The sequence below is a fragment of the Pandoraea oxalativorans genome (genome assembly GCF_000972785.3).
GTDB classification, from domain to species: domain Bacteria; phylum Pseudomonadota; class Gammaproteobacteria; order Burkholderiales; family Burkholderiaceae; genus Pandoraea; species Pandoraea oxalativorans.
The window spans coordinates 148,042-170,913 of the sequence record NZ_CP011518.2 but is presented as its reverse complement, the minus strand read 5'-3'; the positions used below and the strand labels follow the sequence as shown (position 1 = coordinate 170,913).

Here is a 22,872-nt window from a genome sequence, read left to right as displayed (position 1 = left end):
GCCGCCCGGTGAAGCGCGGGCGCGCAAGAGAACGCAATGGGCGGGCGATGTCGAAGACGCAGATCAAACCGTCGGACTTGGCCTCGCGGGCCATGCGGTGCGCAAGTCAGATTTTGTGGCTGTGCTTATGTGGCAGCTTAGGTGGCTGCTGAGGTGGCTGCTGAGCTCGCCGTCGCGGCGCCCCGAGAGGCGCACCAAGGACCGCCCCTGGGCAGGGGGGAGTTTGCATCGAGCGTTGACGCACGTGGCGCAATGCCCGGCTCAACCGCAGAGCAGGGCCCGCCCGGGTGCTCACGGCGGACAGGCCGGCCAAGATCGGGCGCAGGCGTGTCCGCGAGAAAGGTGCCGCGCCGAGCGATGGCGTGACGCCGCAGTGGCGTGGCGGGTGACGGACCGGCCGCCATCGGCCCGGGCGCGAAGGCCCTCGCGCACGCTGTCGGCCTCACGCAAAGGCGATGCGAGGCTTCCGTGGCATAAACCGGGGTTTACATCCGGATTGCGAAAGCACTTATTGCGGACTGCCGATATACCAGAGTCTAAGACGGCGTCCCCGCGTCCCCGCGTGCCGACGCGAGTGAGTGTGGGGTGATTGCGGGGCGCGTGCTCAGGCGTTGCCGGCATGCGCTCCACCGGGGGCTGCGCCGAGGGCCGCGCCTGACACGCTCAGGGCCCTATGCCGGCGTGGCAGGCGGGGATGCGCTTTCCCGTCGCTCACGCCCCGTCAGAGGGCTGTGCAGGCAACGCAAGGCGCGCGTGTGCGTCGCTTCGCATGCGCTTAACACCTGGTCCGGCCACCGATGTCGTGAAGCGACACGATTCAGGGCCTCACGCCGGACCCCCGCTTCACCGGCTGGCGCGCAAGCCGGTGCCGGATGGCGCCGGATGGCGCCGGATGGCGCCGGCACAGTCTCGCTCCCCGGCGGATACCCGGCCGGAGTCTGCCAGCTTTGGTGAGACTGCCACCCGTCCGTTGTTCCTTCTTGGAGATGCAATATGACGTCCCACTTTAACTACCTTAAATACCGAGTCGTTATCGCCCGTCCTGACTTCGCTTCGATGGCCGCGGAGACGCGTCTTGAGCAGGCCATTGTCCCGGCGATCAAGCACCGGGTAGCCGATGTCGCTCAGGATCTCGATGAGGCCCGGATTCTCGATGAGGCGCCGGAACTCGACGAGGCGCCGGAACTCGATGCGCTCGGCCTCGGAAAGGCTCTCAAAGTAAAGAAGCCGCATCTACATGATGTCGGCGTCATCGTGACGGACATCGACCGGGGTTCAGCAGCGCGGTTGATGAGGAAAATCAGTCTGGCTCACAGCATGAAGATTCCTCAAACCCACTTCAAATATTATTTTGATTATTACGAGAAAACCTCCCGCAAAGACTTTTTGATGATCAAAGAATTTTTTAAGGACAACTGGCGCACGCTGCAGCACTTTGAAATTGGCGTAAACGGATCCGCTCCACCTAATTTCCACGATAAAATTTTAAATCCGATTTGCAAGGTATTAAAACGCTTTCCCGGCCTTAAGTCATTGACGATTAATATCAATGGCATCTCATTCAAACAAACCTTTACTCACACCACCTCAACAGGAGAAGACGGGGCGCCCAGAGGAATTAAATATTGGTCCAGCCGTATCGATGTGAAGTTGCCGCAAATTAATTACAACCCCTCACTCTCCCTGATTAGGCAAACGAATTTGTTTCGCGCAATAAATGTTCCTGTCACCTATTTCGAATTTCATTTTTTGGATTGCCAATTAATTTCAGCCAAGAAAATCGAAGAATTGTCGGATTATATAAAGAAACACAGTAGTTCTCTGGAAAACATCTCTTTGGGCTTTTGTGGTAGCACGCCCGAAAGAGCGGCTGGCGGAAGAGAGAGGATCGAGATACTGAAGCCACTTCTTTCGGCAATAAGCGAGGTGAGGGGCCTGCGCAGTCTGGAGTTGGATCTCAACCGATCGGCGTTTCGCAAGCCCACTGACGACTATGATGTTCTCGCCGATCTGGCGATGGCAATACCCCAACTTGTCAATCTGCAAAAACTTGTCCTTGGGATTTCCGGCAACACATTTCCGTCATCATCTATTGGGGAGCTCTTTAATTCACTTGCACTGCACAAGATCGAAACGCTACAACTCAATATGGAGTCAATGAAGGGAATTGGAAAGGAAGAATTCGCCCGGGAAATAACGAAACTGCGGCACCTCGGCTTCCTTAAAAATCTGATGATTAATGCCGGAGATAATTTTAGTGTTGACAATAATTTTATTAAAAAACTTTGTTTGGCGTTAACAGAGATTAAAGGACTAAACTCTGTAACCCTAATCATTCGGCACACCATGTTCTCCAGCGAAGGCGTCGAGTATTTGAGCCAGTTTGTGTTTGAGGCTGAAAAGCTGACGTTATTCCAATTGGCGGCCATCTGCGCGAATCCCGAAAAGGTGCGTAAGGGCCTGAAAGAAGCCGCCGCGTTGCGGGGCGTGCCGCGGGACCCCACGGGCATTGTCCGGGATTCCGCACTTCAAATCACGGCGCCGGGCGGCCCTGAGGGAGTCGGCACGGCCGACGAGATGGCCGCAGAGCGCCGGGATCGTGTGCGCAGCCGTTTGGTGCCCACCGTCCCATGGCGTAATCCCCTCGCCGACTTGGACGACCCCGTCGCTGACTGGCAAGCCACGGTCGGCCCCTCCGGGCGCGGGGCGGCCGCGAATGGGCACGCGCCGGTCGTTGAGCGAAATGCGGGCGACCGTGGCAAAAAGCGGCCTCTGATCATCAGAACCCAGCTCCGCAAACCGGCCAGGGACCTGCACGAACGAGGATAAGACCCTCGGGTACTGTGAGGTTGTTCAGGCGGCCGGGTTGACGACGCGCCACGTCGGCAGAGGTCGGAGACGGCGCCCTTGAGCCCTCCTTAAGCCCTCCTTGAGCCCTCCTTAGGCCCTCCTTACGCCGCCCTCTCGCCTCGCGGTGGGCGACGCCGCGCGCATTGGTGCTCGGCATGGCGGGGTGTAGGGGCGATAGCGGCACGCCATGAACCGTCTCGGCACCGGCGCAGGGACTGAGGCGCAGCGCTGCCATGGGCGTCGACTTAAGGCGTGCCGAGGTGAGGCGTGCCGACTTGGCGCCAAGCATCAGCGTCTCCCGACCCCGCGGCGCAGGGGCGAATGCGCCGCCCGGGGGTCCGACCCTGGGAGCGGGCGGTGTGACGGGGTTTGACGCCGAGTTTGAGCGGGCGCTGCGCGGGCGGCGCGTGAGCCCTTTGGCGGCGCCCGCGTAGCGCCCCCATGGCGCCCGCACTTCACGCCATGCGCCGAGGACCTTGATCGCATCGCTCGAAGGCGCGTGCCGATGGCCCGATCGAACTTCGTCGCCCGGCGCCGTACCGTCTCGCACGTCAGCCCCCCGCCCGGCCGACCTTTCCGCGTCTATGCGCAGGCCCGGTGAAAAACTGTCGTACCGCGCCACCCAATCGCGCCTCACGTCCGGCGGAAAACGGTGGTCTTTGAACGAGATCGCTACGTCACTCGAGCGCCGTGGGTGTTTGAAGATTTTTTTATGGGGCATGCCGGCCGGCCCCGCCCATCCGAACCACCCGAGCATGCCCGCGAGGCGAGCGCCGTCGCGCGTCCCCCCACGGTCACGCCATCGGCGCGACGGGGGAGGCCGGCGCCGTGACGTGCGCGGGCCCCGCTGCGCGGCGGCGCGCGGCAGGCGCCGAGCGCCGGCGCTCGCGCGCGTTGATCGGCGAGAGGCGGGAGTGCGGCGCCCATCGGGTACCGGGTCGAGCTCAAGACGAGACGATCGGCCTGCGGGCGCGGCATGGCACGGCTGCAGGCCGGCTGGCGCGCCATGGCGTCCATCCCGCGGGCTTCGGTAGAGCGCGACGAAGGTGTGGCCGAGGCGCACCGGCCGCGGCGGCGCGGCCGTACCGATCCGCGCCGCACGCCGGGGGGCGGCATCAAGGCCCGCCAACCCGGCCACGGGGGCGACTTAGGTGCGCACCGAGGCGCGGCCCTCGTTGAGCTCGTCAGTAAATCGGAAGACCGTGAGAGCGTCCAATTTTTGATAAATCTTTTGAGTCGATTCGATTTTCCAAAAGAACACCCCATAGGCGTGGGTGCGCAGTAAGGTCTTGAGCAACTTTTTGACGTCCTTGGGAATCGCCGGGTCCGGGGCCGGCAGCGCGTCGGGCAACGTGTTGACTTTGCCCATCAAATAGTGGGCCACCGCTTCGCTATGGTGACGGTATCGGGGCGTGGATAAAAATTGCTTGGCCCGCGCCACAAACTCCCAAAGCCCCTCGCATTCATTGAGCTTCGTCCATTGCTCGCGTGACAAGCCCTCGAGCCGCTGTTGGAATGCCGAGGTGTCCGAAGTCGGCCCGCCGTCGTGGCGCCACGTGCCAAACGCTTCTGTGTCGAGCGTGGGCCGTTGGCTCGGCTCCCGCACGCGTGCCGCTAAGGCACGGAGTTGATCAATATTTTTTTCCGGCACGTGAAGTGTGCGCGATTTGATAAGCGGCGCCACGTGCAGCAGACGCTCCAAGATGTTTTTGACGTCGACGGGAATCGCCGGGTCCGGGGGCACCAAGCCGTTTGGCAACGTCTCCGTGTCGCCCGTCAGAAACCAGATGACGTCGGCGCTATGACCGCCCTTGCCCCACTTCGCCAAGTAGCTGAGCGCGCTCGGCAAAAACTTCTGGAGCGCCTTACAGTCCACGAGCGACGCGATGTCCTCGAGTGCCAAGGCGTCGAACCGGGCCTCGAAGCTCGAGGGGACGACGCGAGACGGGATAATCCATTGCGACAGGTCATCTTCCCAGACGTCGAACTTTTTCCGGACACTTTTCTGAATGACTGACGTTTTCCGGACACTTTGCTTGATGTCGGACGTTTTCGGGACACTCTGCTCGATGTCGGACGTTTTCGCGACACTCTGCTCGATGTCCAACGTTTTCGGGTCACTTTGCTCGACGTCTGACGTTTTCGCGACACTTTGCTCGACGTCTGACGTTTTCGCGACACTTTGCTCGCTGTCGGACGTGGTCGGCACACCTGTCTGGACGTCCCACGTTTTCGGGACACGCTGCTCGATGTCCGACGTTGTCGGCACACTTTGCTCGATGTCGGACGTTTTCGGGTCACTTTGCTCGATGTCGGACGTGGTCGGCACACGTGTCTGGACGTCCAACGTTTTCGGGACACGCTGCTCGATGTCCGACGTTGTGGGCACACTTTTCTCGATGTCGGACGTTTTCGCGACACTTTGCTCGACGTCCAACGTTTTCGGCACACCCTTCTCGCGGACGACCATTTTCGGCACCCCCCACGTGGTGGCGCGCGCCGCCAGTTCGGCGGCGTCGGGCAACCGAGCCGCTAAGGCACGGAGTTGATCGGTCGTCGTTTCATGAATCTCGCGGGTCCCGGACTCTGTCGGTCGATCGATGTGCAGCAGACGCTCAAGGATGTTGTTGACGTCGACGGAAATCTCCGGGTCCGGCGGCGCCAACCCGTTTGGCAACGTCACCTGGCGGCCCGTCAGAAACCGGAGGACGTCGTCGCCAAAGCCCTCGTTGCCCCATGTCGCCACATAGGCGCGCGCGCGCGACACAAACTCCGTGAGCCCTTGACAGGCCCGGATCGACTCGAAGTCCCGGCACGTCAACGCCTCGAACCGTTGGTCGAACGTCGATGCGAAGGTGGGAAAAGCGTAGGTGTACATCGCGCGATTGAGCGGACCGAGACGCATGGGGTCTTCCTCCTCGGAGGCGAGTGGGTGGAGTGAGCGGGGGCTCGGCCCCCTGCGGGGCCCCCGGGGGGCGGACGGTCACGAGAGGCGACACGCCCGCCGCGTGACGCAGGGCGACACCGCCGGCGGTGGCACGGGTCGGCCGTGAGGGGCCCGCGAGTCACGATGCGCGGCCCGCGCACCGCCGTGGTTCGACCCCGACATGCGGGTGGGGGCGTCGAGGGGCCCGCGGCGGACGGCGGGCGGCGGGCGCGTCGCGTGAACGAGCGCGGCCCGCGCACCGCCGTGGTTCGACCCCGACATGCGGGTGGGGGCGTCGAGGGGCCCGCGGCGGACGGCGGGCGGCGGGCGCGTCGCGTGAACGAGCGCGCCCGGCGCCTGTGAGCACATGCGAGCACCTGTGCGCACATGTGAGCGCCGGCGCGCGCACGGCACACCGCACGGCACTTAAAACTTCACCTGCGCGCCGGCGTTGATCGCATACACCGTGGTCGACGCGCCCACATCGGTGGCCAGGCGCAGGAACACGGTCGAACGGGGTTTGACGGCGTAGCGCAGCGTCGCATCGACGTGCGCCGTGTCCCGATCCAAGGGCGTGCCGAACACGGTCCAGTTATAACCGGGGCCGTCGTTAAACGCGAGGAGCGCGCGCTGTGAGGTATTGCCATAGCGGTGCTGCCAGGCCACGTTCGCTTCCCAGGACAGCTTGGCCCACCCCGTCGCGCTCGCCACCCGCACGCCCAACAAGGTGGCCGGGTTGGTGGTGCTCATACTGTCGGCGCTCACCCCCATGAGCGGCGCGCCGCTTTCGCTAAAGCCGGCCTGCCGGATCCAGTTCAGGCGCGTGCCCACGTACGGGCGGATCTCCAGCGCGCGGTAGGCGAGTTTCATGCCGCCTTCGGCATACGCGCCCACCGCTTCGGTGTTGAACCCGCCACTGGCGCGCTCGGCGAGCGGGCCGACGCTCAGGCGCCGATCGAGCTGGTTGTGCCAGCCCCCCATGCCCACCATGGCGTTGACATAAAAGCGCGTGCCGAGCGGCTCGACGCTGCCATAGGCGAGCAGCTGCGCACCGGTACTTTTGCCGCTGGCGTTACGATCCTTGAATTGCAGACTGCCCAGCTCCACCGACACGGCCGCGCCCACGCGCACCTGGTCATTGAGGGCGCGGTCGTAGCCGGCGGCAATCGAGCCCAGGTTGGCGGTCACCGAGGGCGAGCCCTGCGGCATCTGGCCGGCGGTGTGCAGGCCGTTGTACTGCAGCTGCGCCCACGCGCCGCGGCGCACCGTGTCCGATTGCGGCTCGCGTGACGCTTGCGCGAGTCGGCCCGCCACGGTCGTGTAGAACGTGTCCATGCGCTGCTCGGCCACGCTCAGGTAGGTCGGAATTTCGTCGGCCGCGAGCAGCTTGAGGGTCTGTTCGGCTTGCGGCGTGGTCATCACATTGAGCTGGTCGGTGAGCGCATTGCCGCCCTGCCCGTAGATGCCTTCGAGCGCTTCGCCCACGTTGTGTTCGTTCATGCCGCGGCCCACATCGCCGTAGCGCACGTCATTGCGATCGAGCTCGAGCTGCACGGCGCCGTTCGGGTACAGGATCGTCGGGGTGAGGTAGGCAAAGTCCGAGGTCCAATTCGTGAAGGTGCCGGTGCGCGCGCCGGTATAGGTCAGCACGGTGTACACCGTTTTGGCGGCGTAGTTGCCCGGCAGCGGCGCGACCGAGAGCCACGTGCCGTCGCCGATGGCCACGTCGCCCAGCACCGTGGTGCGTCCCGTGGCACCGTTCGCGTCGACCGCCACCCGATAGACGCCGCCGTTCCCGAAGGTGAGCGTGTTTTGCGCGGTGAGACCCGCGCCGAGTTGGTCGGCGAGCAGCGTGCCGCCCGCGCCGACGGTGGCGCCGATGAGGGTGCCCTCGCCGGTGACGGTGCCGCCGCTGTTGACCTGCGTGCCACTCGCCACGCCGCCGGCGAGCACGTCTTGGAGGCCGCCGCTGTTGACGGTGGTGATATTGGCGAGGCCGCCCGACGACACGGTTTGGGTGCCGCCGTTCAGCGTCGTGCGATTGGCGGTGCCGCCCGAGGCGAGCTCTTGCTCGCCGCCGCCGCTCACCACGGTATCGTTGGCCACGCCCTCGGTGGCGCCGTCGATATACTGCAGCCCGCCGAAATTGACCGTGGTGCGGTTGGCCACGCCGCCCGCCAACACGTCCTGGGTGGCGCCGTTATTGATCACGGTGTCCCACGCCACGCCCCCCGAGAGCAGGGTCTGTGTGCCTGACGCGTTCAGCACGGTGCCCGAGGCGGTGCCCGAGACGTTTTGCTGGCCGCCCCAGTCCACCACGGTGCTCTGCGCGAGCGCGCCGGCCCCCACCTCCTGGCGGCCGCCGTACAGCACGGTGCCCAGCGCCATGCCCCCCGAGGCGAGCGTTTGCACCCCGCCGGTGTTGACCGCCGTGTCCAGCGCACTGCCGCCCGCTAAGACTTGCTGCGTCCCGCCGGTGTCGATATCGGTGCCACTGGCGAGGCCGCCGGCGCTCACCGATTGCAGGCCGCCCGCGTAAATCATCGCGTCCAGAGCGCTGGCGCCGGCGCCCACGTTTTGCAGGCCGCCCGCGGAGATGCCCGCGCCCGTGTCGACCCCGCCCGCGGCGAGCGTCTCGACGCCGCCCGACTGGATCGACACGCTTTGGGCGCGCCCGCTCACCGACAGGAGGCCGCCCGCGGCGATCGTGCTGGCGCTGGCGGTGCCCCCGCTGAGCACCGTTTGCACGCCGCCGCCGTTGACGGCGGCGCTCACCGCCAGGCCGCCGGTGTCCACGGTTTGCACGCCGCCGCTGTCAATCACGGTGCGCGAGGCGGTGCCTTGCACGGTTTGGCTGCCGCTGGCGAGCAAGCGCGTCTCGAAGCTCGTGCCGCCGGACGCAACGGACTGCACGCCGCCGGCGGAGACCACGGTCCCGCTGGTTTGCCCGTTGGCGAGCACGGTCTCGAGGCCGCCGCTGGAGACTTGCGTGCGCCACGCGCGCCCGGCCACCGACTGCGTGCCGCCGGCCAGGGAGGCGTCCAAGGCCGAGCCGCCCACCGAGACGGTCTGTGTGCCGCCGCTGTTGATCACGCCGCCGCTCGCGGTGCCGCCCGAGGCCACCGTCTGCGTGCCACCGCTGTTGATCACGGTGTCGAGCGCGGTGCCGCCCGAGAAGATTTGTTGCGTGCCGCCCCAATCAATGGTCGAGCTGACGGCCAGACCGCCGAGCGAGACGTTCTGCACCCCGCCGGCCGCGATCACCGCGTTGCTGGTGACGCCACCGGACATGAGCGTTTGCGCGCCACCGCCGCTCACGGTGGTGTTCAGCGCGGTGGCGCCCGAGAACAGGTGCTGCTCGGCGCCGCTGTTGATGATGGTCCAGTTGGCCCAGCCGCCGGAGAGGATGGTCTGCACGCCGCCGCTGTTGACCGTGGTGCTGACCGCGGAGCCGCCCGCGCTGATGGTCTGCTGGCCTTGATCGTTGACGGTGGTGTTGCTGGCGATCCCCCCGCTTTGGATTTGCTGTTCGCCGCCGCCGCCGACGACGGTGCCCGAGGCCAGGCCCGCCACCTGTTGGAGGCCCCCGGAGAGTTGGGTGTTCAAGGCGGAGCCGCCCGCGCCGATCTGTTGCACGCCGCCGCCGGCGACCGTGGTGCTGTCGGCCTGGCCGCCGGCGAGCACCGACTGCGTGCCGCCGCCGGAGACGGTGGTGCTGTTGGCCTGGCCGCCGCCTTGCACGGACTGCGAGCCGCCGCTTTGGATGGCGGTGCGGCTCGCGGTGCCGGCGACGTTTTGCACGCCCCCGGCGGCCACGGTCGCCGCGGTGTCGGTGCCCCCGCTGCCGACGGTCTCAACGCCCGCCACCAGCGCGGAAAAGGCCGCGCCCCCGGCCAGCACGTCAAGCGTGGCGCCGGCTTGCAGGGTCGTCCCACTGGCGCGCCCCCCCGAGGCCACCTGTTGCCCGGCGCCCGCGGAGACGGTCGTGGAATTGGCGCGCCCGCCCGACGAAATTACCTGCGCGCCGCCACTGGTCACGCCGATGGCGTTGGCCACGGCGCCGTTCATGACGTATTGGCTGCCGCCAGAGAGCGTTTCCGAGGTCAAGGTGACGCCGGACATGAGCGTCTGGCTGCCACCGGCGAGCACGTGCGCGTCCGGCACGCTGCCCCCGGACGAGACGATCTGATTGCCCCCTCGGCTCACGACGGTGCCACTGGCGGTGCCACCGCCCAGCACCGCTTGCATGCCGCCATTGACGAGGGTGGATTGGTTCGCACTCGCGCCCGACTGCACGAACTGACTGCCGCCGGAAAATAGGGTGCCGTTGGTGGCGGCGCCCGAGCTCAGCGTCTGACTGCCGCCGGCGAGGATCTGCGTGCCCGACTCCGTCCCGCCCATCGACAGCACTTGATTGCCGCCGCTACTGACGGTGGTGTTGAACGCCTGCCCACCCAATGAGACGGTCTGGGTCCCGCCGCCGCTCACCTGGGCGCTGGTGGCCGACCCGCCCGACGAAACCGTCTGCATGCCGCCACTCAGAATCATCGCCGACAAGGCGTTCCCACCTGGGTAAATGATCTGCGCACCCCCGGAGCTCACGACGGTATTGATGACGGTCACGACGCCCTGTAAGCTCTGCCTCGCCCCCGCCAGCAGTGTTTCACTATTGACAGTGGCGCCGGCATTGATAATTTCTTGTACCCCCCCCGCCAGCGTGTTACCGCTCAGGGTAATCCCCGAGCCTGCTTGGATATTGCCGCCGCCGGTGATGTGGTTGTTTCTGATCGTTGCCCCTTGGAAGGTACTGACGGAGGTGGTGTTAAGGGTCACACCGTCCAGCGTCCCCGGGGTCGTCGCACCAAAACTGACGCTGCCGCCGGTCATGGTGCCGCCGCTGACAATGCCGCCGCTCGCAATGCCCACTCGCACGTCGCCTGAAATGGACGGGTTGACGACCGTGCCGCCGGCCACGCGCAGGTCGATGTAGGTGTCGGTACTGCCCCCACTGGTCTGCGAAACGCTCAGGTTGACCGCGCTGCCGCCCGCATTCACCAGGATGGTGGGATAACCGTCCGGGAAGGGGATTGGCGTTTTGACAAAGTCATGAAAGCGAACACCGCTGGCCACGCCGTTGACCACCAAAAAGATCGCCGAGCCGGCATAGGGACTGGGAAACCCGCCCGCGTCGCCCGAGCCGGTCAAGTTGACGTTCACGGCGGTGCCCCCGGCGTAGATAAACATCCCCCCATAAGTGCCCCCTGTGTGAGTCGCGCCGGAGGACACAATGTAGGTCGACGCCGTGGCGTCATGCAGAGGGGCGAGCATCCCGCCCAAGCCGCACAGCATCAACAGGAGCAAGCGGGGCAGGCGTTGACGCTTGGCACCGAACGTGCGGGTGCCGAATTTACGGCGGAAGGTAAGGCGTTTCATGATAGTTTTTTCCTCACGGCGCTGACATGTCGCGGATGCTTCGTCGGACGGCATCGACGGCGACGCTCTCTGCCAATTCGTTGGGTTGCCTGCGGGGGGTTGGCCCGCGGCACGCCTAGGAAGTCATTGTCAACACCGCCCCACCCCGCCGCAAAATCCGCAGCGCTTAGGAATCGTTATTACTTGTCACGGGGCGCGCCCGACGGCGGGGGTGACACGCGAAGGGCGTCGCGCCGGCGCCGACGCTAACGGGATCGGGACGCCTGAGCGGGCGCGGCGGTAGCGTGGCGCGGCGGCCGTCGGGGCGGGCGTCGAGGCGGGGCGCCATCCCCCACCGCGGTGCCTTGCGACGCGGGGGCACGATCTCGCGACCGGGCAACATGAGCCATGCACACCGAGCATCCGGTGAGCCCGTCAACGGCGCTTGGGGGCGTCAGGGGCGTCAGGGGCGTCAGGGGCGTTTAGGCCCGATTGGGGGCTCGGGAGCGTTCGGGGCCGTTTGGGGGTTCGGTGGATGCGCGATGAGGTTGGTCGTGGCGGGACGGCAATGGGGCGGGCGGCTTCGCCGATACGTGCCGTGCGAGGGCCGTGAGGCCGGCGGGTCCCGCGGATGAGGCGAGAGGCGACGCTTGGCGTGAGTGACAAGGCCGTCACGACGACGACCCCGCCGCGGCGCGGCGACGACGCGAGCACGCGAGGTACGTAACGTACGTAGCAGCTCACCGGTCTCGAAACGCCCTACCGTCTCGATCGTCTCGATCGTCTCGACCGCTTCGTTCGGCTGCGCCGGGGCGCATGACGGCGTGCGGAAAGCGTTATTGAGTTACTGCGCCCGCCGCGGGCCCATTCGGCGGTGGCGCCACGACATCGGCGTGCCGGGGGCGCCGTGCCCGGGCATCCCGCGTCTTCGTCAGAAAACCCGCGCCACATGAAGCGCGAAGCGCGCCTGTACCGACCGTGTACGGGCGGCGAAACGGGGCGGCGAAACGGGGCGGCGGCCGCCTGTCGGCACCGTTATGGCAAGGGCGCGGGGGGCAGCGCTCGGGGCGCTTGCGCGCTCGCGTCGCCGCGCGGGCGGGTGGCCGCGCGCGCAAAAGGATCCCGCGTCGGGTCGTCATTCCACTGATACTCGGCAGCCTCGGCGATCTTTTCCGCCATGCGGCGACCGTAGAGTTTCTCCACGAGCCCCAGCGCCATGTCCGTGCCCGCCGAGATGCCCGACGAAGTGACGTATTTTCCGTCCACCACCCAGCGCGCATTTTTTTGCCAATGCACCCCCGGGTCCTGCGCCTCGGCAAATTCAAACACCTGCTTGTTGGAGGTCGCGTTGCGCCCACGCAGGATGCCGGCTTTCGCCAGCAGCGCCGCGCCGGTGCACACCGAGACGGTCCACTGCGTATGCGTGTCCTGGCGGCGAATAAATTCCAGTAACCGGGCGTTATTCACTTCGTTGCGCGCTCCCTCGCCGCCCGGCACCATCAGGATGTCAAATTGCGGGGCGTCGGCAAACGAGTACGTTGCATGGGTCTCGACGCCCTGCACCGATTTCACCCGTCCGCCGTGCTGGGAAACCATGGCGATCCGATAGCCGGGCAGCTCGCCCCACATTTCGACGGGTCCAAAGACGTCCAGCGTTTCAAAGCCGGGGTATAGCACGATCCCGATGGTTTTCTTCGCGACCGCCGTATCACCGGACGTGCCGGCCTGTGCGGGCGCAGGGGGCGGTGCGTCCGCCGCGCGAGCGGAGAGGGTGTCGGCGCGCGCCACGCCGGGCCAGACGGTGACGCTTATCGCCCACAGCGCCGGCAGCAGCCGGCGTCGAAAGAAGGATGGGAGCTTGATTCGCATTTGCATACACTCAACGTCGGTGAAGGGTGCCGGCCAACGGCAGGATGAGAAAAACGGCCGCTTCCCGGCTGCCGGGCGGGCCCCATGGCGCACGGCGTCGGCACGCGCGGTGTAGTGCGATCGTCGACCGGCGTCGGCGCCGCCTCAGCCGCCTCAGCGGCCTCAGCTGGCATGTCGCGTGCGGCGCATGGCGCGTGCGCTGCGCGGCGTGGCCCGCGGGCCGTGCTCAATAACCGAAGTAGGCGCTGAACATCGCGGCAATCGCTTGGTTCAGCTCCCGTGACGGCACCTCATACGTCTCGCCACAATGCCAGCACGCCCATTGTTCGGGCCGGCTCGCCGACAACTCGCTCAGCAGCTTGCTATTGCTCCCCTCGCAAGCGGGGCAGCGCGTGACGATCGGCAAGTCGACCCAGAAGTTCCAGGTCAGGAGGCTGCGCAGAAACTTCCTCATCGGGGCTCTCTCCCAGGTGCTGCTGCATGTACCCGCGTGCGCTGCGCGCACGGCCGCCCGCAAGCGGTGCGCCGCTCTGCCCTTCGCACGCGCGGCGTTGTTCGCCAGTGTACGGATCGCGCCGGCGCGCGCGAGGCTGTTGTTATGGCGCCGGGCCCTATTGTTTTGGCGCAGGGAAAAAAATCACGGGCGGCGGTCATGATGGCATCCCGGGAGCCCGCCGCCCGCCGTGCGCCGCACCCGCGTCGGGGCGCGCTTTGCCGCTCCGCCAAGATTCGGCCGAGCGCAGCCGCCGATCTGACACCCCGTGGGTGCGCCGGCATCGGCGCGGGCTTCCGCAGCGCGCCGCAGCGCCGACGCGCAGCCTGGGGACGGGGGCTTACATGAGGACGATCACACCGTCCTCACGCACACTGATGTGGGACAGCACCGGGTCGCCGGTGTGGACCGCGATCAGATTCATCCCCGCGGCGAAACAACGGTAGCCCAGGTCACCGAGCAGCCCCTCGATCGCCGCCCCGTCCGATTTGATCACTTCGACCATCAGGATCGGTCGCCAGCTCAAAAGCGTCTGCCGGGCGCCGCGCAGCACCTCGAGTTCCATGCCTTCCACATCAAGCTTAAGCAGATCCACGCGCGCGAGCTCAAGCGAATCGATGCTGAGCATCGGCACGCGCGTGCCGTCCGAGGGATCGTACGAAATACGCTGGCCGATATCTTCGGTGCTCGCGTGCTGACGTAACTCGAGGCTGCCAAAGCTACCGTGTGCGAAATAGTCGGGCCGCGGCACCACCAGGTCACCGCAGCGCTCGCCGAGCGCCGCGAGGCTCGCGCGGGCGTTCAGGCAGTTGTTCAGCACGATGTTGCCGGCCAGCGCGTAATAGATGATCTCCTGCGCCTCGAAGCTAAGCACCCGTCCCCAACCGTGCATGTAACGCGCCCATTCAATCGTATGCACCCCGACATTGGCGCCGCCGTCGAGTGCCACCACGCCATCCCCAAAATAGCGCCGCCGCTGCCCGAGCAGCGCGCACGCGAAGGCGACTTCCGCCGTGCAATAGGCCGATTGATCCAAGAGGTCGTGGCCCACGCCGTAGCGCTGCCCGCAGGCGTTGACGTTGTGATCGTGTCGATTGACGATCAGGGGACCGTGATTCGACGCGGCGAGAATAAAGGCGAGTGGACGAGAAGGAAAGGACATGGGTCAGTGGGCCGGGTGGTGAAAAAGGAAACTCATCGCGCGCGTGCGAGCGCGCACGCGCCTGGGTAAGCGGGCGGGGCCGGCGGGCGGCCCCTCGAATAACGGGGGGCCCGGGGGCATCGGGGGGCGCATGGGGCCGCATTGCGGCTCGTCACACACGGACGTGCCCGGTGCGCAGGCCCGGGCGCGCACATGGTCGTGCCTGGTGCGCGCGCCGCGCGCGCGGACCTGTCCTTTCGCGCGGTCATTGGGGCGTTTCATTTGCCGTGCCGGGCCCCGCCTCGGGCGGGCGACGCGTGAGCCGGTGCAGCAGCGCCGGCACCTGCGCCGCCGGCACCGGGCCGGAGAACAGGTAACCCTGCCCCTCGTCAAAGCCTTCGGCACTCACCACCTCGAGTTGGGCCTGTGTCTCAACGCCTTCGACCACCGTGGTAATGCCGAGGCTGCGCCCGATGCCGGCCACCGCGCGCACCACCGCCAACGATTCACGTCCGTGCGGCAGGTCGTTGATGAAGCCGCGATCCACCTTGATTTTGTCAAAGGGGAAGCGGCGCAGATACCCAAAGGACGAGTACCCGGTACCAAAGTCGTCCATCACGATCTTGACCCCCAGGCGGCGCAGCGCTTGCAGCGTTCTGAGGTTGGCCGCGCTCTCGTCGAGCATCACCGACTCGGTGATCTCGAGTTGCAGGCGCGCCGCGGCGAGCCCCGCATCGGTGAGCGCCTGCGCCACAACCGCCACGAGGTTCTCATCGCGGAACTGCAGAGGCGACAGATTGACCGCCACGGCGATATCGTCCGTCCAGCGCACGGCCTCCTGGCAGGCGCCGCGCAGCACCCATTGGCCGATCGCATGGATGAGCCCGCTCTCTTCCGCCAGAGGAATGAAGTCCGCCGGCGACACCAGGCCCGCATCCGCCTGACGCCAGCGCAGCAGCGCCTCGCAGGCACTCACCCGTTTGGAGCTCAGATCCACCAGCGGCTGAAAAAACAGTTCCAGCTCGTCGCGGGCGATCGCCCCTTTGAGCGCGACCTTCATCGCCTGGCGCGCGAGCAAAGGGGTGTCCATGCCGGGCACATAGCGCAGGCAGGTGCCCCGGCCCTGCGCCTTGGCCCGGTACAGGGCCACGTCCGAGGCGCGCAGCAGCGCTTCGACGCGGGTGCCGTCGTCCGGGGCCAGCGCGATGCCCGCGCAGGCGCTGATCTCGACCGACACGCCGTCCAGATCGAAGGGTCGCTGCAGGGCGTCGATGAGGCGCGCGGCGAGCGCCGGCGCCTCGGCGGCCGCCCCGCCGTGCCGGGTAAGCACCACAAACTCGTCGCCGCCCACACGCGCGACGGTGTCCTCCTCGCGAACGCAGCCGTTAAGCCGATCCGCAATGTGGCGCAACAGCATGTCGCCGACCGGATGCCCATAGGTGTCGTTGACCGGCTTGAAGGCGTCCAAATCCAGCGTGAGCACACTCAAGTGGGCGCCCGGCTCGAGCTCCGCCAGGCCGCGCTCGAGCCGCTCACGCAGCAGCACGCGGTTCGGCAGGGTGGTCAGCGCGTCGTGGCGTGACATGTGGAACACCTGTGCCTGTGCCTGGAAACGCTCCTGCTCGGCGCGCCGGCGCTCGGACGTATCCCGAAAAAAGATCGACAGTCCTTCGTCGGTGGGCGCCGCGTGCACCTCCAGCCACCGGCTGAGGGCGGGCAAATACTCCTCGAACGTGACCGGTAGGTGCGTGGCGAGGGCCTTTCGGTAGTGGTCGGCAAACACGCCGTTTTGCTCTTGCGGGTAGAGCGTCCACAGACTTTGACCGATCGCTTCATTGCCCAGCGAGAGCAACCGTCGCGCGTTGGCGTTCATGTAGCTCAAGCGCCATTCACGATCGAGCACCACCACGCAGTCGAGCGTGTTCTCGAGCACCGCGGCGAGTTTGGCGGCGGCGGCCTCGGCCGCACGCCGAGCCGCCTCGGTCGCGTCGCGCGCCGCCTTCGCGCCACTGATGTCGCGCCAGATGGTGAGCGTGCGCGCGGGCTTGCCGTCGGCGCCCGGCACCGGCGCGGCAATGATATCCATGCATAGGCCGGGGCGCTCGCGGGGGGTGACATACGCCTCAAAGCGGGCCACCCGGCCGGCGCGGACCTGCGCCAGCGCGCGCGCGCCCTTGGCGAGGTCGCCGGGCGCCAGCACCCGGTCCCAGCGCCGGCCCTGCCCGTCGGCGGCCGTGGGCGCCCCGAACAGCCGGCGCCCGGCCGGATTGACGAGCAGCAGCTCGCCCTCGGCATCGAGCAGTTGAATCCCGTCCGGCGTGCTCTCAACGATGCTGCGCACCAGCGCTTCGCTCTCGCGCAGCGCCAGCTCGGCGCGCTTGCGCTCGTGAATGTCCTCAAGCAGCCCATGCCAGGCGACGATGCGCCCGCGCGCGTCGCGCCGCGCGGCGGCGCGATTGCGCACCCAGCGAAAGGTGCCGTCGGCCGCGCGAACGCGGCACTGCACGTCTAACGGGGCGCCGCTGGTGACCGAGGTGCGCCATTGTCGGCGAACGCGCGGCAGATCCTGCGCATGGACCGCGCTCTCCCAGCCCGAGCCGTAGGCCGCCTCGGCCGCGCGCCCGGAGAGCCGACTCCAGGTCGGGCCGATTTCGGTCACTTGGCCGCGCGCGTCGGCCACCCACACCACCTGCGGCAGCAAATCCACCAGCGCCCGGTAGTGCGCTTCGCTGTGGCGCTGTCGGCGCTCGGCGTGCCGCAGCTCGGTGACGTCGGTGATCATGGTGAGGATCAGAGGCTCGCGCGCGCCGGGCGGCGCGATGCGGTGCTTATGCGTGAGCAGGTGGCGCGCTTCGCCGTCGGGCGTGGTGATCGCTTCCTCGAACGCGCGAGGCTCGCCACTCGCGAGGATCTCGCGATCCACCGCGGCGATGCGGGCCGCCTGCGCGGCGGGCACGATCGCGTCGTCGGTGCGACCGAGCAGCTCCGGCGCGGCGCGCCCGAGCATCGCGCAGGCGGGCGCGTTGACGTGGACAAAGCGCAGTTGCGCGTCCTTGATGATGACCGGATGAGCGAAGCCGGAGAAGACGGCGCCGAGCAGCGCATGGAGCACGCTGTCGGGCGCGCTCAGGGATGCGCGGTTTGAGTCGGTGGGCATGGCGAAACCTCTGTGACTGCTAATGACGCCCGTGGCGCGGCCTGACGCCGCCCCCGGGCGCCGCCCCCCAAGGGAACAGGGCCCGGCGGGCCGCGTCGAGCGCGCGCCGCAACGGCAGGGCAAGCGGCCGCGCTGCGGCGCCGGGATCAGGGCGGGGGCGCCCATTCGTCGCCAAAAATTTCCGCTTCGTCATAGGCTTCCAGTTCGGCAAAGTGATGTTCGACATCGTCTTTGTACAGCCGGGCGGCAATGCCGGCGGCCAAGCGCAGCGCGCCTTTGCCCACACCGGGAATATTGCCCACCACGGCGCCGTGCGAGAGGACCGCCGCGGCGCAGAAACAATGGATTCGCGACAGGCCCGGGCACACACCGGGCGTCGTTTCGAGGAACTCGAAGTCCGCCCCGAGGTCGGGCGCGCCGGCCAGTGCGTGATTTTCCTCGCCCCATGCCGGATCCCAGCGATCCCGCCATCGGCGCATATAGGGCGCGAGCGGCGCGATCTCGGGCCTGCGGTCGATGTCGAGCCGAAAACCGGTGGCGAGCACGAGGAAATCGAAGACGAAAGTGCGCGTGCCGGTGCGCACATGGACCTCCTCGCCGGATCGCGAGACGTCTCGGACGGGCTCGTCGAAATGCCAACGCGCATTGGGATGGCGCGACACGCGCAGCACGCTCGCGCGCGGAGGCGGCGTGCCTTGCGCATCGATGTAGTGACGAATGCGCCACTTCCATTCGGCGGGCAAATTGACGTGTCCATGCGTGGCGCCGGGGTTGCTGGCCCCCTTGCCCTTACTGACCCGCGGCAGCGTTGCGCGGCGAATCAGCAGATCGACGCTCGACGCCCCCGCGTCGAGCGCCGCGGCCGCGTTGTCCATCGCCGACGCGCCGGCGCCGACCACGCCGACCCGCTTACCGCGCACGCGCGAGTAATCGACGCGCTCGGACGTGTGCGCCCACAACCGGCGCGGCAACGCTTTGGCAAAGGCGGGCAAGGCGGGCTCGCCCGGCCCGTCCATGCCGGTGGCGAACACCACATGGCGGGCGGCCACGGTGTGCTGACCGGCGGGCGACGCGATGTCCAACGTGACCACGCCGTGCGGGCCCTCGCCGCAGGGCTTGACGGCGCACACGCGGTGCTCGTTTCGCACGTCAATGGCCAACACCTGACGATACCAGTCCAAATAGTCGCGCCATTGCAGTCGTGGGATCGTCTCCAGAGCGGACCAGGCATCGACACCGAATTGCGCCTCGAACCAGGCGCGAAAGGTGAGGGCCGGCAGCCCCAGCGCAGGGCCGGTAATATGCTTGGGCGTGCGCAGCTTCGGCATCCGCGCACTCGTGGTCCAGGGCCCTTCCTGACCCCGCGGGGCGCGGTCGAAATTCACCGTGCGCACGCCGAGATGGTTCAGCGACGCAGCGGCGGCAAGTCCGGCCATCCCCGCCCCGATGATGGCGACGTCAAGCACCGCTTGGCCCTGGTGGCTGCGCCGGGGCACCCACGGCGCGGCGGGCAGCGCCAGCCACGCGAGGTCCTGGCGGAGTCGGGCTTCGAGCCCGGGAAGCCCCTCAAGCCGATGTTGCGTGTTCGGTGTCGACATGTTTGTGCCTGTTCGGTGCGACCATAAGGGCGCCCGCGCGATGCGAAAACGGCATCGGCAAGGCGTCGTTTTAGGGGTGCCGCGGGGTGCCTCGCGCCACGCTCGCCAAAGGGTCGCGCTCGCCCGCGCGCCGCAGCCGATCTCCGCCGCGCGCCTGGGGGGTTGCGGCCCACGGCGGGGGGGCGCGGTGATCGGCATGCCGCACGAGCGCGTCCGGCTGCCGGCACCCCCGGTCTGCCACATTCGTCACCCCGCCCCCGCCCGACACGACCTGAATGCCGCCCCGGCCGAGGGCGCCGCCGACGACCCTGGCGCCCGCCCTCACGACGGCGTGCGACCGCGTCGCGCCGGTCACCTCCCGGGTCCCGCCCGACAGCACGGTCTTGCCCACGACGATGGCGCGGGAGGCGAGCGCTTGCGTGCGACCGTCGTGCCACAGCGGGTGGGACACCGGCGCTTCGCCCGTCACGTGCACGGGGGCGCCCACGATCCGACGGCCGAGACGCCGCCCGCACGTAACAAGTCGTGTGCGAGGGGCGGGTCACACCGCGCCGGGCGCCGCCGCTCGCGTTTAACGTATAAGGTCCGGCGGCCGAGCGGACCCGCACACCGCGTCGTCGGCAGCCGTCGGGGCACCGGAGGGACGTTTGACCCCGACGGTGCGGGTCCCGTCTCCCGTCCCTGCCGGCGCAAGGTCAGGCTTTTCATGGCGGCGACGCCTGACGGCGGGCGGACGTCGCGCCCGCGTCCCCGACGCATCGTCGAGCCGCGTCGGGACGCGGGCGGGGTCATGATTCCCCTACAGTCCGGGGAATTCACGTCATTCTCATCACGTCCCGACCCACCGCAAAATCCGCATTTCTCAGGACTCGTCATGGTTTGTCATGCCGCGCCGGCACGTCGCCGCGGCATCGGCCCCCGCGGTGGCGCGCGCTGTCTCGCGTCGATGCCCACGGTCGGCGCACGCGGTGGCACGGCCCGCGGCGGGCGCTCGGCGGCTCAAGGTGAGCGACCCGGGCCCGGCCGCGCGGGGGCGCGAGAGCCGCCGCCATGCCGCACGCGGCCCACGCCCGGCGGCGCCCGGGCTCAAAATCGCCAGGTCGCCGAGACGGACCCGGCCACGTCGGCGTTGCCCGCCGCGTCAAGGTTACTCGCCACCATCATGCCGAGCACGGCGTGCTTGGCCCACTGATACGACAGCCCCGCCTGCACGCCGAGGCTGTCGCGGCTCACCACGTCACTGCGCGTCGTAAAGGGCACGCCCGGCGCCGCGGCAAACGCCGCCCGCTGCGTCACCGCGCGGCCCAGCCACTCATGGTTCCAGGTGGCCTGCAGCTGCGCGCTCAGCGTCTGGCCGCCCGGCATCGGCCAAGCCGCCCGCAGCTCGCCCCCGACGCGGGTGCGCAACGACGTGAAGGCCGTGCCGTCGAGCTGCAACCGGGCGCCGTCACCCTGCGCCTCGCTCAGGCCGGGTCGGTACAGAACCGTATAGTCCATCGCGGCGAGCGCACCCACGCCGCTCGCCGGGGTCAATCGCCACCGCCAGCCGCCCCCCACCGTCGCCGACGCGGCGGCCCCGGTCCAGGTCCCACGCGGGGCCGCCGTGAAGCCGTTCACGGCGACGGTGCGATCGATCCGGGCGTCTTCGACGCCCACCCGCAGCGCGGCAAACGCATGCGGCCCGACGCTCGGCGCCGGCGCATAGCGGGCATGCACGCCCGCGTCGAGAGCGGTGGTCTTGCCGGCGCCGGGGGTGCGGCCGTCGAGGCGCGTCGACTGGCCGCTCACCGCCCCATGCACCCCGAGCCTCCAGGCCTGCCCGTCGCCGACGCGCCGCTCGAGGCCGAACACCACCCCATAGGTATTGCCGCCGGCCCCCGCCATGTCGGCGGCGCGCGCGCGCCAGTAGCCGGCGCCGAACGTGGCCGCGAAGGTCCGCGCGGTCGTGCGCGGCGCGCCCCGCCCGGCCCCCGTGGGGTCCGTGCCCTCCCCGGCCGCGGTGACCACGTCCGTGATTTGCCGCTCGCGCAGCAGCCCGCCGGTGAACATCGCGCCATACGCGGCCGGGGTGAGCGGCGGCAGCGCCGTCGCGATATCACGGCCATCCGCGGCGGAGAAGTCGAGGGCCGTGACCAGCGCTTGCAGCTCCGCAGGGGCGGCACCCGCGAGTCGGTCAAGCGTCGCGCCGACCTGCCGGCTGTTGCCGTCTGTGGCGTAGCGCGTGTAGGCGTGGGCCGCACGCGTCACCGCCACGCGATAGGCGGTGTCGCTCAGCGCCGTCGCGCTCGCCGTGAGCGTCGGCGAGGCGAGTAGCGTGGTGAGGTCGGCAAAGCGGCCTTGGGTCGCGCCGGCCTGCAGCCAGGCGCTTGATGTGACGCTGAAATCGTGGGCGTACCAGCCGCGTTGCGGCGCGATCGCGAGCGTGCCGTCCAAGCTCGCACGCCCCGCGACCACCAGTTGGCTAAGGCGCGCGTCGCTTGACACGGTGGCGAGCAGGCGCCCGGTGCTCGTTTGCGTGTAGTCCCCGGCGACGCGCATGGCGCGCCCCGGCGCCCCCGGCGCGACGGTGCCCGCGTTGGTAAAAAGGCCGGCCGCGTCAAGCCGGTACGTGCCGGGGCCGGCAAGCGTCGCGCCCGGGGCGACCCGCACGTCGAACACGCGATGCTCACCCTGGAGCTCGGTGGTGCCGCCCAGCAGGTTGACCGACAGATTGGCGCCCGTGAGGTGGCCGTCAAAGCGCAGCGCGAAGTTCGCATCCGGCGCGTCGGTGGCCCGTCCGCCGACGTCCGGCGTCCGACCAAACGTCAGGTGGGTCAGGCGCAGGGCACCGTTGGCGTCACGCTGCGCATAGTACGACAGCACGTCGCCCTGCAGCACCGTCGCGCGCATGAAGTTGATCTGCGCCACGTAGCCGCTCTCGGACAGCAAGAGCGACGCCCGCCGGCCCGCCACCCGCCCCGTGATGTCGACTTGCGTGACGAGCGGTCCGGCCAGCTCGGGCAGCAGGGGGTCGCGCACGCCGTCAGTGGTGTGGACATACAGATACGAGCCTCGGTAGTCACGCGCGTCGCCCATGGCGTTATGGCCGAAGTCGAAGCTCAGCGCCACGCCGTTTGCGCCCAGCGCCTGCACGTCACCGCGCTGCACCAGGGTGTGCTCCTTGCCGTAGGCGAACATCACGCCGCGGCCGTTGACGCCGTCGGCATAGATACGCGTGCCCGGCAGCACGATGAGGTGGTTCGCTTGCCCGTCCACCCGGATGCCCGCACCGCCCGCGCCGAGGCTCAGGAGGTCCGCGCGCTGGGCAATCGTGTTGCGGCTGCCGTAAAGATGCAAACCGAGGCCTTGCGCGGCCGTATTGTAGGTGTTGGCCACGTAAGCGGTGCCGTCGGCGGTGCGGCCAAAGAACGGACGGTCGTTGATGTC

At 68.1% G+C, this 22,872-nt stretch carries 9 protein-coding genes; 1 reads left to right on the top strand and 8 read right to left on the bottom strand.

What is annotated here, in order from left to right:
* The first annotated feature begins 993 nt into the window (after positions 1 to 993).
* Positions 994 to 2,829, top strand: coding sequence for a leucine-rich repeat domain-containing protein (locus MB84_RS25445; RefSeq protein ID WP_052654444.1), 1,836 nt, complete (start codon positions 994 to 996; stop codon positions 2,827 to 2,829).
* Between the two features lie 1,168 nt (positions 2,830 to 3,997).
* Here the strand turns inward: MB84_RS25445 and MB84_RS25440 are convergent.
* From MB84_RS25440 to MB84_RS31205, 8 genes are all read right to left on the bottom strand, one after another.
* Positions 3,998 to 5,617, bottom strand: a complete 1,620-nt coding sequence (locus MB84_RS25440; RefSeq protein ID WP_157122985.1) for a hypothetical protein — start codon at positions 5,615 to 5,617, stop codon at positions 3,998 to 4,000.
* Between the two features lie 585 nt (positions 5,618 to 6,202).
* The gene (locus MB84_RS25435) at positions 6,203 to 11,209 is read right to left on the bottom strand and encodes an AIDA repeat-containing protein (protein ID WP_169835079.1); all 5,007 of its coding nucleotides are present in this window, start codon (positions 11,207 to 11,209) and stop codon (positions 6,203 to 6,205) included.
* A gap of 1,014 nt (positions 11,210 to 12,223) precedes the next feature.
* Complete coding sequence (locus tag MB84_RS25430; RefSeq protein WP_084010155.1) at positions 12,224 to 13,057, bottom strand: DJ-1/PfpI family protein; 834 nt, start codon at positions 13,055 to 13,057, stop codon at positions 12,224 to 12,226.
* Positions 13,058 to 13,283: 226 nt separating this feature from the next.
* Entirely contained in the window at positions 13,284 to 13,511 is a 228-nt protein-coding gene (locus MB84_RS25425; RefSeq protein ID WP_052654439.1) for a hypothetical protein, read from the bottom strand.
* Positions 13,512 to 13,890: 379 nt separating this feature from the next.
* Positions 13,891 to 14,712 (bottom strand): FkbM family methyltransferase, encoded by an 822-nt coding sequence (locus tag MB84_RS25420; protein WP_052654438.1) that lies wholly within the window; start codon positions 14,710 to 14,712, stop codon positions 13,891 to 13,893.
* A 244-nt stretch (positions 14,713 to 14,956) separates the two neighbouring features.
* Positions 14,957 to 17,848 carry a bifunctional diguanylate cyclase/phosphodiesterase gene (locus MB84_RS25415; RefSeq protein WP_052654436.1) on the bottom strand — a complete coding sequence of 964 codons (2,892 nt, stop codon included), beginning with the start codon at positions 17,846 to 17,848 and terminating at the stop codon, positions 14,957 to 14,959.
* Positions 17,849 to 17,994: 146 nt separating this feature from the next.
* Positions 17,995 to 19,446, bottom strand: coding sequence for a flavin-containing monooxygenase (locus MB84_RS25410; RefSeq protein ID WP_052654434.1), 1,452 nt, complete (start codon positions 19,444 to 19,446; stop codon positions 17,995 to 17,997).
* Positions 19,447 to 20,532: 1,086 nt separating this feature from the next.
* On the bottom strand, positions 20,533 to 21,495 hold the full coding sequence (locus tag MB84_RS31205; RefSeq protein ID WP_281192334.1) for an autotransporter outer membrane beta-barrel domain-containing protein: 963 nt from the start codon (positions 21,493 to 21,495) through the stop codon (positions 20,533 to 20,535).
* Positions 21,496 to 22,872 lie beyond the last annotated feature (1,377 nt).